At 67.0% G+C, this 12112-nt stretch carries 8 protein-coding genes and 3 tRNA genes; 3 read left to right on the top strand and 8 right to left on the bottom strand.

The annotated features are described in order from the left end of the window. From ABWW33_RS23415 to ABWW33_RS23400, 4 genes are all read right to left on the bottom strand, one after another. Positions 1-249 (bottom strand): GTP-binding protein (locus ABWW33_RS23415; RefSeq protein ID WP_353403951.1); only part of this gene is annotated, 249 nt, incomplete at its 3' end. Between the two features lie 108 nt (positions 250-357). Then, positions 358-432 (bottom strand) — tRNA-Thr (locus ABWW33_RS23410). A gap of 53 nt (positions 433-485) precedes the next feature. Continuing rightward, positions 486-559: transfer RNA gene (locus ABWW33_RS23405), tRNA-Gly, on the bottom strand. A 58-nt stretch (positions 560-617) separates the two neighbouring features. After that, positions 618-701: transfer RNA gene (locus tag ABWW33_RS23400), tRNA-Tyr, on the bottom strand. A gap of 206 nt (positions 702-907) precedes the next feature. Here ABWW33_RS23400 and ABWW33_RS23395 point away from each other — a divergent pair. Beyond that, positions 908-4192, top strand: coding sequence for an EAL domain-containing protein (locus ABWW33_RS23395; RefSeq protein WP_353403950.1), 3285 nt, complete (start codon positions 908-910; stop codon positions 4190-4192). Here ABWW33_RS23395 and ABWW33_RS23390 read toward each other — a convergent pair. Both ABWW33_RS23390 and ABWW33_RS23385 read right to left on the bottom strand, forming a co-directional pair. Further along, positions 4179-5708, bottom strand: coding sequence for an HDOD domain-containing protein (locus ABWW33_RS23390; protein ID WP_176652912.1), 1530 nt, complete (start codon positions 5706-5708; stop codon positions 4179-4181). The two genes, ABWW33_RS23395 and ABWW33_RS23390, sit on opposite strands and share 14 nt — an antisense overlap. An 18-nt stretch (positions 5709-5726) precedes the next feature. Continuing rightward, on the bottom strand, positions 5727-7310 hold the full coding sequence (locus ABWW33_RS23385; RefSeq protein ID WP_176652913.1) for a DUF3369 domain-containing protein: 1584 nt from the start codon (positions 7308-7310) through the stop codon (positions 5727-5729). A 252-nt stretch (positions 7311-7562) separates the two neighbouring features. Between ABWW33_RS23385 and ABWW33_RS23380 the strand changes: the two genes are divergently transcribed. Together ABWW33_RS23380 and ABWW33_RS23375 are read left to right on the top strand one after the other, a co-directional pair. Beyond that, positions 7563-8039: a chemotaxis protein CheW gene (locus ABWW33_RS23380; protein ID WP_176652914.1), complete on the top strand. Its 477-nt coding sequence runs from the start codon at positions 7563-7565 to the stop codon at positions 8037-8039. Between the two features lie 22 nt (positions 8040-8061). Beyond that, on the top strand, positions 8062-9786 hold the full coding sequence (locus tag ABWW33_RS23375; RefSeq protein WP_353403949.1) for a methyl-accepting chemotaxis protein: 1725 nt from the start codon (positions 8062-8064) through the stop codon (positions 9784-9786). An 18-nt stretch (positions 9787-9804) separates the two neighbouring features. Here ABWW33_RS23375 and ABWW33_RS23370 read toward each other — a convergent pair whose 3' ends face one another. Both ABWW33_RS23370 and ABWW33_RS23365 read right to left on the bottom strand, forming a co-directional pair. Further along, positions 9805-10839, bottom strand: a complete 1035-nt coding sequence (locus tag ABWW33_RS23370; RefSeq protein ID WP_353403955.1) for a J domain-containing protein — start codon at positions 10837-10839, stop codon at positions 9805-9807. Positions 10840-10955: 116 nt separating this feature from the next. After that, the gene (locus ABWW33_RS23365; RefSeq protein WP_353403948.1) at positions 10956-12107 is read right to left on the bottom strand and encodes a class I SAM-dependent methyltransferase; all 1152 of its coding nucleotides are present in this window, start codon (positions 12105-12107) and stop codon (positions 10956-10958) included. Between the last annotated feature and the right edge of the window lie 5 nt (positions 12108-12112).

Genomic DNA, 12112 nt, shown 5'->3' with positions numbered 1-12112 from the left:
TGGGCAGTCAACGTGAGCGTAGTGACGGCCGGCGGTTTCGTACTCGACGTGCGCGGTGTTGATGGTGATGCCGCGTGCTTTTTCTTCTGGAGCAGCATCGATCTGGTCGTATGCTTTAGCTTCGCCGCCGAATTTCTTCGACAGAACAGTTGCGATCGCAGCGGTCAGGGTGGTCTTGCCGTGGTCGACGTGGCCGATGGTGCCGACGTTAACGTGCGGCTTGGTCCGCTCGAATTTCTCTTTTGCCATTTTAGACTCCTAACGATTTGGTGTGATTGCCTGGGCTCGCGCCCGACTGTCTTGATGATGCTGCGTATGTACTTATATATGCTGCGGTGCTGCGGATACTGCGAATTCTGGTGCCCTTGACGTGGATTGAACACGTGGCCTCTCCCTTACCAAGGGAGTGCTCTACCACTGAGCTACAAGGGCTTATTGGGTACTGCTCACGATGCCCTGCTTGCGCATCTGCATTGCAACAACACTGGAGCGGGTGAAGGGAATCGAACCCTCGTCGTAAGCTTGGAAGGCTTCTGCTCTACCATTGAGCTACACCCGCGAGGATTGTTCAATTCTTCACTTCTATCACTGCACCACTCAGTCTTCCTGCAACAACTTGGTGGAGGGGGCTGGATTCGAACCAGCGTACTCGAAAGAACAGATTTACAGTCTGTCGCCTTTAACCACTCGGCCACCCCTCCGCGAGGAACCGCAGAGTATGAAGCAATTACCTTGACCTGTCAACCCCGCCTTGCGCTTTTACTGCGTTTTTTCGCGCTGGAAGGATGAACCGTCTGCTTCGGGGCGAGATTTTAACTGCACCTCCTGCAAATGTGCAAGTGTTGTTTTTATGTTGAACGAATTCCTATACAATCGGCTGACCATTGTGACATCTGGAGCCCCGCAGTTGAACAATCGTAGCGGTAGTCTGCGCAGCCTGGTGCTGGCGAACCTGGGCCTGCTGGCCCTTTATTTCGGTACCGGCCGCCTCGGTCTGCTGCTGGCGTTGCCGCCCGGTTATGCTTCCCCCATCTTCTTGCCGGCCGGCATCGCGCTGGCCTGCTGCGTGACCGGCGGCGCCCGCCTGCTGCCGGCCGTCACGCTGGGCGCGCTAGCGATCAACCTGGTCTACCCCGCCCTCAGCCCCACCGGCATCACCTCCGCCGCGCTGCTGGGCGCGCTCGGCGCCGCCGTCGGCGCCACCCTGCAGGCATGGCTGGGCAGCGGCCTGTTCCGCCGCTACATCGATCCCGGCATCGGCTCCGGCCGCGACGTGGTGCGCTTCATCCTGCTGGCCTGCACGGTCACCGTGGTCTGCAGCAGCATCGCGCTGGGCGGCATGGTGCTGGTCGGCATCCTGCGCTGGGACACCGTCATCTTCGACTGGCTGGCCTGGTGGATGGGCGACACCATCGGCATCCTGCTGGCCGCGCCGCTGACGTGGATCGTCGTCGGCCGCCCACGCGCGCTGTGGTCGCGCCGGCGCCTGCTGGTCGGCCTGCCGCTGCTGCTGTCGGCGGCCGCCTTCATCGCCATCTACCTGCAGGCCGACCGCTGGGAAAACAGCCAGCAGCTGCAAACCTTCCGCCTCAAGGCGCAGCAGACCGGCGACCTGCTGCAGGCCCAGTTCAGCGAACACGAACGCTTCGTCTACGCGATGGCCAAGGCCCTCAACGATCCGCGCCGCACGCTCAGCGCGGACGACTTCAGCAACCTGGCGCACGGCTACCTGGACCAGCGCCCCGAGCTGCTGTCGATGGCCTGGCTGACGCCGGTGGCCGGCAACGAGCGCGGCGCGTTCGAGGCCTGGGCCCGCGTCCACGTCGCGCCCGACTACGCGATCCGCCAGCGCGACGACGCCGACGCCCTGCGCGTGGCGCCGCCGCGCCAGCGCTATTTCGTCTCCACCTTCGTCGAACCGGCCCCGGCCCGCGCCTACCTGGGGCTGGACTTCCTGTCCGAGGACAGCCGCCGCGCCGCGCTGGAGCGCGCGATCCAGTCCGGCCAGCCCACCGCCACCGCGCCGCTGCAGCTGGCGCGCACGCTGAACGGCCCCGGCTTGCTGTTGATGCAAACTGTCTATCCGAACAACAACCGCCACCAGGCCATCGGCTCGCTGCTGATCTCGATGCAGTTCGGCGCCTTCCTCGACCAGGCGCTGAAGCGCTCCGAGTTCGGCCACTTCCTGCTGCGCTTCGAGGACATGGACGACGACGGCCCGCGCCGCGTGGTGCGCGACAACCTGCGGCGCGCGGTCGAGCCGGACGACTTCCAGCGCCAGCTGCACTTCGGCGGCCGCATCTACGAACTGACCTTGGCGCCGACGCCGCAATACCTGCAGCAGCAGCGCGGCTGGCAAAGCTGGACCGTGCTGACCTGCGGCTTGCTGCTGACCGGTTTGCTGGGCACTCTGATGATGCTGATCAGCGGCGAGCGCGCGCGCATCCAGGCCCAGGTCAAGGACAGCACCTCGCGCCTGCGCGAGCGCGAAGCCAGGCTGCAGGCGATCCTGAACAAGGCGGCCGACGCCATCCTCACCATCGACGGCGACGGCGTGCTGATGTCGGCCAACGCCGCCGCCGGCCGCCTGTTCGGCTACGCGCCGGAAAACATGATCAAGCTGCGGCTGGACCGCCTGCTGCCGGTCGGCGTCGGCGACGCCGCCGGCCTCGACGCGGCCGGCCTGCTGCGCATGATCGCCTGCGGCGTCACCCATGAATACGAGCTGCCCGGCTGGCGCAGCGACGGCAGCGAGTTCCCGCTGGCGATGTCGGTCAGCGAGGTGGAGCTGCCCGACGAGCACCTGTTCGTCGCCATCCTGCACGACCTGACCGAGCAGCAGCTGGCGCAGGAACGCATCCACCGCCTGGCCCACCACGACACGCTGACCGGCCTCGATAACCGGCTGTCGCTGAACCTGCGGCTGGACCAGCTGCTGGCGCAGACGCGCCGCGCCAACGGCAGCGCCGCCGTGCTGTTCATCGACCTCGACCACTTCAAGAAAATCAACGACACCCACGGCCACCAGACCGGCGACCTGCTGCTGGCGGCGGTGGCCCAGCGCCTGCGGGAGCTGATGCGCGAAGTCGACATCATCGCCCGCCTCGGCGGCGACGAATTCATCGTCGTCACCTCCGGCCCGGTCACGCCGGACGAGGCGTCCAACATCGCCGTGCGCATCGTCGACTCGCTGAGCGCGCCGTACCAGCTGCAAGGCAAGGCCGTGCACAGCGGCGCCAGCGTCGGCGTCGCCATGTTCCCGTCCGACGGCGAGGACGGCAGCACCCTGCTGCGCCACGCCGACACCGCGATGTACGCGGCCAAGAGCCAGGGCCGCGGCAACTTCCAGTTCTTCTCGGCCGCGATGAACAGCGCCACCCACGAGCGCCTGCTGCTGGAGAACCGCCTGTGGCAGGCGCTGGAGCAAAACGAATTCGAGCTGTACCTGCAGCCGCAGGTCGAACTGGCCACGCAGCGCATCATCGGCGCCGAGGCGCTGCTGCGCTGGCACCATCCGGAGCTGGGCATGGTGGGGCCGGACCGCTTCATCCCGATCGCCGAGGAATCGGGCCTGATCCTGCCGCTGGGCGACTGGGTGCTGCAGCGCGCCAGCGGGCTGCTGGCGTCGTGGCGCACGCCGGAGCTGGCCCACCTGCGGCTGGCGGTCAACCTGTCGGCGCGCCAGTGCCACGGCCCCGGCCTGCTGCCGCACCTGGACCGGCTGATCGCCAGCCACGGCATCGCGCCGTCGCTGCTGGAACTGGAGATCACCGAATCGGCCGCGATGCAGGATCCGGAACGCAGCCGCGCGCTGCTGGTCGAGCTGCGTTCGCGCGGCATCAAGGTGGCGATCGACGATTTCGGCACCGGCTATTCGTCGCTGAGCTACCTGAAGCTGTTCGAGATCGACCGCATCAAGATCGACCGCGGCTTCGTCAAGGATATCGAGAGCGACCCGAACGACGCGGTGATCGTCGCCGCCACCATCGCGCTGGCCCATTCGCTGGGCCTGGGCGTGGTGGCCGAGGGCGTGGAGACCGAGGCGCAGCGCGACTTCCTGCGCTCCAAGCAGTGCGACGAGGCGCAGGGCTACCTGTTCGCGCGGCCGATGCCGGTGGCCCAGTTCGAGGCGATGGTGCGCAGCGCGGCTTCGGCCACCGCGGCGGCCGAGGCCAGCGTCACGCCGGCGTAAGCGCCACCAGCACCTGCCCCTTGAGCGCGCGGATCAGCGAGGTCTCGTCGGGCGGCACGCCTTCCGCCGCCGGCAGCGCGCGGTCGGCGTAGAACAGGCCGAGCTGCACCCCGTTCACCACCAGCGGCAGCACGATGAAGCTGCGCGCGTCGGGCAGCAGCTTGCGGTGCCATTCCGGCAGCAGCGCGCGGATCTTCGGCGCGCTGGCGTCGGCGATCATCAGGTCGGCGTTGTTCTCCATCGCCAGGTGGAACAGGCTGCCGTCGCTGGACACCGGGAACACGAAGCCCGCCTGCAGCTCCGCGTGGCGCTCGCCGAACGCCACGCGCGCCCGGTACTGGCCGCTGCGCACGTCCTTCAGGCACACCGCGGCGAAGCGGAAGCCCATGCCGCGGTACAGCGTCTCCAGCACCGCCTGGATGATGTCGTTGACCTTGCCGTGGCCGCCGGCGCGCATCTGCGTCACCTCCTGCACGCCGGCCAGCAGCAGGTCGCGCGCGTTGTATGGCTTGCCGCTGGGGTGGGCGCCCTGCTGCGGCTCGGCCGCGCCCATCGCCGCCTGCGCCAGCACGCTGGGCAGGCCCGCGCCGGGTTCGTCGGGGTCGGCCTGCCCGCCCATCTGCAAACTCTCCAGCAGCCCGTCCATGTCGCGCGCCACGGTGCTGAACAGCAGCGCCAGCCGGTCGGGGTCGAGGTTCAGCGCCGCGCCGTAGCGCTGCGCCAGCGCCCTGCCCTCGTCGCCGTCGGCCGGCAGGCGCCGCGCCAGCAGCCGCGCCGTGTCCATGCTGAACGACACCACCTGGCGCATCCACTCCTGGCGGCTGGCGGCCGGCTTCTGCGCGCCCGGCGGCAGCGGCGCCAGCGAGCGCACGATCACGTCGGGGATCTTCCATTCGTTGAGGATGGCGGCCGACAGGCTGTCGTAGCTGCAGCCCAGCACCTGCAGCGCGGCCTGCGCCTGCGTCAGCTTGCCGGCCGCCGTCAGCAGCGCGATCTCGCGGAACAGCGCGTGCTCGTGCGAGGCCACCACCAGCGCGCCGATGTTCTTGAACAGCGCGCCGATCGCCGCCTCCTCGGCGCCCTGGTAGACGCTGAGCCGCGCCATTTCGCGGCCGACCAGGCTGGCGCACAGCGCCGCCTCCAGCTCGACCCGCACGCTGTGCGCGTGGCGGCTGTTGGCCAGCGTGTCGACCAGCAGCATGGCCATCGCCGTGGTCTTGACGTTGTCGAAGCCGAGCAGGGAGATCGCGCGCGAGATGGTGGTGACGGCGGTGCCGCCGGCGGCGCGGTAGGTCGGCGTGTTGGCCAGCCGCAGCACCTTCTGCGTCAGCGCCACGTCCGACAGCACGTAGTAGGCCAGGCTCTGCGTGCCCTGGTCGTCGGAATCGGCCAGCTGCACCACGCGCGCCACCGACGCGCCCAGCGCAAACATGCCTTCGTCGCCGCTGAGTTTCTTCAGCAGCGCGCCGCGCACCGGCCGCAGTTCGCCGTCATGGGGGGCGGTGGTGGTTGGCATGGCATGATTCGATCTGGCTTAGTCCGGCGTGTGGCCGATGGTCGGGTCGCGCTCGATCAAGTCCAGCAGCGCGGCGACGACCTCGGGATCGAACTGCTTGCCGGCGCGGTCCTTAATGTAGGTCATCACTTCGGTGTGCGGCCACGGCTCCTTGTACGGACGCTCGTGCAGCAGCGAGTCGAACACATCGACCACCGCGACGATGCGCGCCGAGATCGGAATCGCGCGCCCCGCCAGCTGGTTCGGATAGCCGTTGCCGTCGAAGTGCTCGTGGTGGCCGCCGGCGATTTCCGCGCCGTAGGTCAGGTAGCTGACGCCGTCGACCATGTGGGCGGCGCGCTCCAGGATCGACTTGCCGACCGCCGCGTGGGTCTGCATCTCGGCCCGCTCTTCCGGCGTGTGCGGTCCCGGCTTGAGCAGGATGTGGTCCGGCGTGGCGACCTTGCCCACGTCGTGCAGGATGCTGGCCAGGCCTATCATCTCCAGCAGTTGCGGCGTGATCTCGTCGGCATAGACGCCGCGCTCGGCCAGCCGGTTGGCCAGCGACGACGACAGCATCTGCACCCGGCGCACATGGCCGCCGGTGCCGCTGTCGCGGAACTCGGCCAGGTCGGCCAGCGCCACCACGGTGGCCTCCTGCGCCTTGCGCAGCTGGCCGAACATGTACAGGTTGTCGAACGCGGCGGCGATGCGCTGGCAGAACACTTCCAGCAGGTCGCGCTGGATCTGCGCCAGCGGCCATGGCGGCGTGACGGAAATGGCCACCTCGCGGTTTTCCTGCGTGTGGATGAACAGCACATTGGCCGGGTGGTCGAACTGGCTCTTTTTCTCGGCGAAGGCCTTGGCGATGGTCGGCCACAGCGGGTGCCCGGTCGGCATCAGTTCCGACTCGTTGAGCTGGGCGTAGCCGCCGGTGGCCGCCACCACGGTGGTGACGCCGGTGTCGCCCTGCATCAGACACAGCACGCCGTCCGAGCCGACGTCGAGGATCGCGCTGACCTGGTTCAACACGCCGGAGGCGAATTCGCGCAGCGAGTGGATCTGGTACAGGTTGGTGGCGCCGGCCAGGATCTTGCCCAGGCCGATGCGGCTGCGCTCGAGCATGTTCAGGCTTTCGTACGCGCGCAGCGCCGAGATCACCGTGGTGAACAGCTTCTGCGTGGTCAGCTCGGTCTTGGCCTTGTAGTCGTTGATGTCGTATTCGATGATCACGCGCTGCTCGGGCGCCTGGCCCGGCTGGCCGGTGCGCAGCACCACCCGCACGATAGGATTATGCAGTTCCTCGCGGATGCGGCGCGCCAGGATCAGGCCGGCGTCGTCGGTCTCCATCACCACGTCCAGCAGCACCAGCGCGATGTCCGGCGTGTCGCGCAGGATGTCGTAGGCTTCGCGGCCGCTGTAGGCCGAGAACAGTTCCAGCTCGCGGCCCTTGAAGCTGACATTGCGCAGCGCCAGGCGGGTGACGGCGTGGACGTCGACGTCGTCGTCGACGATCAGCACCCGCCATAAACGCTGATCCGGGGCGCCCAGACCGGCGACCGGAAGCTCTTCTTCGTCTTCGTCGATCAGCCAGTTGTCGTCTGCGGCGGTGGAATCGGTCATACGGTCTCCTGGTGGGGCGCTAGGCTAATCTTAAGCCTAGCATAATCAGATTCCCCCCCTGTGACAACCCCCATCGGAAACGATAGCAACAGAGGTGCGCGTTTTTACAATACGCGACTTTTCCAGGCTCGTCATCGCCTGCCGACTCTGATACTCTTGATACGCCATTTGTAAGGATCGCGGCGCCGCGGACGACTGATGCAGGCAACGCGGGGATCAACATTTCAAGGACAATAACAGGGAGCGTTCGTCATGCAAGAAAATGCCTCGGATATCGCCGGCAGGGAGTTCCTGGCCTTCACCCTCGGCTCCGAAGAATACGGCATCGATATCCTCAAGGTGCAGGAGATCCGCGGCTACGAAGCGGTGACCCGCATCGCCAACGCGCCGGAATTCATCAAGGGCGTGATCAACCTGCGCGGCATCATCATCCCGGTGGTCGACATGCGCATCAAGTTCAACCTCGGCGCGCCGGTGTACGACCAGTTCACCGTCGTCATCATCCTCAACATCAACGGCCGCGTGGTCGGCATGGTGGTCGATTCGGTTTCCGACGTCACCACCTTGACACCGGAGCAGGTCAAGCCGGCGCCGGAGATGGGCACCGCCTTCAGTTCCGACTACATGATCGGGCTGGGCACCATCGACGAACGCATGCTCATCCTGGTCAACATCGACAAGCTGATGTCCAGCGAAGAGATGGGCCTGATGGATGTCGCCGCCACCTGAACCACACCTCAATTAGGCAATCATGAACCTGACCGACTACAAGATAAAAACCCGTCTCAGCGCCGGCTTCGGCCTGATGGTCCTGCTAATGCTGATCATGATCGCGACGGCGATCGGCCGCTTCGGCTCCATCAGCAGCAGCACCAAGGGCATCGTCGAACGCGACTGGCCCAGCGCCTCGGCCGCCTCCGTCATCGACAGCGCCGCGCGCGAGGACGCGCGCCGCGTGCTGGCCCTGTTCGTCGTCACCGACAAGGCGCTGCGCGCCAAGAGCTACGAGCGGATCGACCAAGACAAGAAGACCATCGACGCCGCGCTGGCCACGCTGGCCGCGCTGACCGACACGCCGGAGGAAAAGGCGCTGCTGGCGAAAATCCAGGCCGCGCGCGCCGCCTACAGCGTGTCGTTCCTGAAGGTGGCCGACATGGTCGAGGCGGACGACAGGGACAAGGCCGCCGAGCTGATGAACAAGGAAACCTTCCCCGACCTGGACGCGCTGCTGGAACTGACCAGCGCCATGGTCAAGCAGCAGAAGGCCGACATCGAGGACGGCGGCAAGGTCGCCACCGGCCACATCGATTTTTCGCGCAACATGATGATCGTCATGGGCGTGGTCGCGCTGATCGCCTCGGCCGCCCTGGCGCTGTGGATCACCGCCTCGATCACCGGCCCGCTGGAGGAGGCGGTCGACATCGCCAAGTCGGTCGCCGCCGGCGACCTGACCACCCGCATCGAGGTGCACTCGCAGGACGAGACCGGCGAGCTGCTGACCGCGCTCAAGCACATGAACGACAGCCTGGCTTCCACCGTGCACGAAGTGCGGCGCAGCACCAGCACCATCAGCCAGGCCTCGGGCGAGATCGCCACCGGCAACATGGACCTGTCCGGCCGCACCGAATCGCAGGCCAGCTCGCTGGAGGAAACCGCCTCGTCGATGGAACAGCTGACGTCGACCGTCAAGCAGAACGCCGACAACGCGCGCCAGGCCAACCAGCTGGTGATCTCGGCGTCGTCGGTGGCCACGCGCGGCGGCGAGCTGGTGGCGCAGGTGGTCGACACCATGGGGTCGATCAAGGCCAGCTCCAGCAAGATCGTCGACATCATCGGCGTCATCGACGGCATCGCCTTCCAGACCAACATCCTGGCGCTCAACGCCGCCGTTGAAGCGGCGCGCGCCGGCGAACAGGGACGCGGCTTCGCGGTGGTGGCATCCGAGGTGCGCAGCCTGGCGCAGCGCTCGGCCACGGCGGCCAAGGAGATCAAGGTGCTGATCGACGATTCGGTGGAAAAGGTCGACGGCGGCAGCGCGGTGGTCGACGAGGCCGGCCAGACCATGGGCCTGATCGTCACGTCGGTACAGCAGGTGGCCGACATCATGGCGGAGATCACCTCGGCCAGCAACGAGCAAAGCCTGGGCATCGAGCAGGTCAACGAAGCGATTTCGCAGATGGACGAGATGACGCAGCAGAACGCCGCGCTGGTCGAGCAGGCCGCCGCCGCCGCGCAAAGCATGCAGGACGAGGCGGCCACGCTGTCGGCCTCGGTCAGCGTCTTCAAACTGAGCGGCGGCCCGGCCGTGGCCGCGCCGCGTCCGGCGGTAAAGGCGGCGCCGGCCAAGGCCGCCGCGCCGCGGCTGACGGCGGCCTTGGCTGCGGCAAAACCAGCCGCGACACCAGCGGCAAAACCAGCGGCCAGGCCGGCAGCCAAGCCGAAGGAAGAACTGGACGGGGGCTGGGAAGAGTTTTGAAGACCCGGTTCTGAAGACTTAGTTGTTGACCGGCGGCGCCGCCACCACTTCCGCGCCGGCGGCCGCCGTCCGGCTCGATTGCGGTCCGGCCGGCGCGCAGCCGCTCTGGTTGGCGCCGATATCGAGGTTCTGGTAGCGGATTTCGTATTTGCCGTTGGCCAGCTTGTCCACCACCAGCTTGTCGTGCGCCTGCACGTAGGCGTAGCGCACATTGGCGTGGCGCTCGGTGTCGTAGACCTTGATGAACACCGACGAGGCATTGCCGGCGTTGTCCAGCGTCAGCTGCATGTCCTCGCCCCGGTTGCTGACCGGGAAGCCGGTCATGTAGCCCGACTGCGTCGGCCACGGCTCGCCGTTCGGCGCGACCAGGGTCTGCGCTTCGGCGTCGCAATCGGCGCCGGCGCTCGGCAATATCACCTGCGACAAGGCCAGCACCTTGATCGGCGCCGGCTTGGCGCCGTTCGCTTCCGGATAATACGGCCGCGTCGTCGCCCAGGCCTCGCGCAGCTCGCTCTTGGCGTCAGGCTTGACGGCGCGCACCTCGGGCTTGGCCGCGGCGTCGTCGTCCTTGCCGGCCTTGCCGCCCCAGGCCGCCGCCAGCGCGGACGACAGCAGATGCTGATCGGAAACCATGGTCGCGCCGCCGGCCCAGCCCAGCGCCAGGCAGGCCGCCAGGCTGCCCCACAGCCGCCAGCCGCCGAGGCGCCGCGTGTGCTGCACCTCGTTGACATGCTCCGGGCCCCAGGCGCGTTCGGGCGCGTCGTGGCGATGCTTGTCGCCGCCGCGGCCATCCTCGTGGCGGGTGCTCTCCAGCCACTCGATCTCCCACTCCTCGGCGGCGATCCACTCGTCGTGTTCCTTGCGGCGCTGGGCGTCGGACAGGGTGTCGTAGGCGCTGTTGAGAATAGCCATGATGCGCGCAGCCTTCTCATCCCCCGGATTTTTGTCCGGGTGGTATTTTTGGCTGAGCGCCTTGTAGGCGGCACGTATGACTTCCTGCGGCGCCATGCGCGACACCTTCAGGTTGTCATAGTGTGTGTGTATCTTTCCCATCATTCCTAATTGTTTGCCGGCGAGCGCGCGTCATTCATCATATCCGATCTCGCGCCCGCCAACCCGGCGAACTGCTGCGGAAAACGCTTGCTATTCTGCCTATTGTGCCATTCTATCTACAAACGGTGGGTACGGTCGTGGGCGGTAATGGCGTCCGGCAAGATGACGTTCTTGCCGATCACCAATACCTTGAACAGCTCGCCCATCTCGGCCGGCGACAGCAGTTTTTGCAGCGCGCCCGCCTGCGGCAGGTAGGCCATGGTGTCGGACGGGTCGGTGCGCAACAGCAGCTCGCCGGCGCCGGCGCCGATCAGGAAGCCGGCCTGGTTCATATAGCCCAGCACCTCGACGCCGGCCTCCTGCGCCGCCAGCGCCATCGCGGTGAAATCGACATGGGCGGTGATGTCCTGCAGGCCGGGGTAATAAAACGGGTCGGCGTGCGCGTGGTGGCGGTAGTGGCACATCAGCGTGCCGGCCGCGCGCTGGCCGAAATAATATTCGTGCGCCGGGAAGCCGTAGTCGAACAGCATGGCGGCGTTGGCGCGGCCGTTGCGCAGCATGCGCGAGAGCGTCGCCATGAAGCCGCAGGCCACGCCATGCACTTCGGTCACGTAACCGACCGGCAGGCTGTCATGTTCGGCGATCTGCAGCGCGATCTGCGCCTGCAACTCCTCGCCGGCCGGCGCCTCCAGGTAGGCGAAGCGGCCGTCGCGCACCGTCACGCGCAGCTCCTGCCAGCCGTCCGGGTGCTTGGTGACCAGGTGGACCGGCATCGCGTCGAGCACCTCGTTGCCGACCACCACGCCGTCGAAGGCGTCCGGGAACTCGTCCAGCCACACCACCTGCGCAAAGCCGCGCAGCTTTTCCTGCTGGCGCATGCGCAGCTCGCCCGACAGCTCGACGATGAAATAGCGCTCGACGTGCACGCCGGCGACGGCCATCTCGCTCAGGATGTCGAACGCCAGCTTGCCGGTGCCGGCGCCGAATTCGAGGATGTTCGGCGCGCTTTGGGCGATAATAGCGGCTGCGACCTGTGCCAGGGCGGCGCCGAACAGCGGCGTGAGCTCGGGCGCGGTTGTAAAATCGCCATCTTTGCCCAGCTTGGCGGAGCCGCCGCTGTAATAACCCAGGTCGGGGGCGTACAGCGCCAGTTCCATATAGCGGGCGAAGGAGATGGCACCGTCGTTGCGCTCGATTTCGGCGGCGATCAGGTGCTGCAGGGCGTGGGACGCGGCCAGCGCGTCACTGGAAGGTACGGGTAGGGACATAACCG

The organism is Duganella hordei, assembly GCF_040369125.1.
Taxonomy (GTDB): Bacteria; Pseudomonadota; Gammaproteobacteria; order Burkholderiales; family Burkholderiaceae_D; genus Rugamonas; species Rugamonas hordei.
This window is presented reverse-complemented; position numbering and strand designations above follow the sequence as displayed.

Coding starts and splice junctions, on each gene's coding strand:
- ABWW33_RS23390 (WP_176652912.1), bottom strand. CDS start 5,708: ATGCCAACCACCACCGCCCCCCATGACGGCGAACTGCGGCCGGTGCGC.
- ABWW33_RS23385 (WP_176652913.1), bottom strand. CDS start 7,310: ATGACCGATTCCACCGCCGCAGACGACAACTGGCTGATCGACGAAGAC.
- ABWW33_RS23380 (WP_176652914.1), top strand. CDS start 7,563: ATGCAAGAAAATGCCTCGGATATCGCCGGCAGGGAGTTCCTGGCCTTC.
- ABWW33_RS23375 (WP_353403949.1), top strand. CDS start 8,062: ATGAACCTGACCGACTACAAGATAAAAACCCGTCTCAGCGCCGGCTTC.
- ABWW33_RS23370 (WP_353403955.1), bottom strand. CDS start 10,839: ATGGGAAAGATACACACACACTATGACAACCTGAAGGTGTCGCGCATG.
- ABWW33_RS23365 (WP_353403948.1), bottom strand. CDS start 12,107: ATGTCCCTACCCGTACCTTCCAGTGACGCGCTGGCCGCGTCCCACGCC.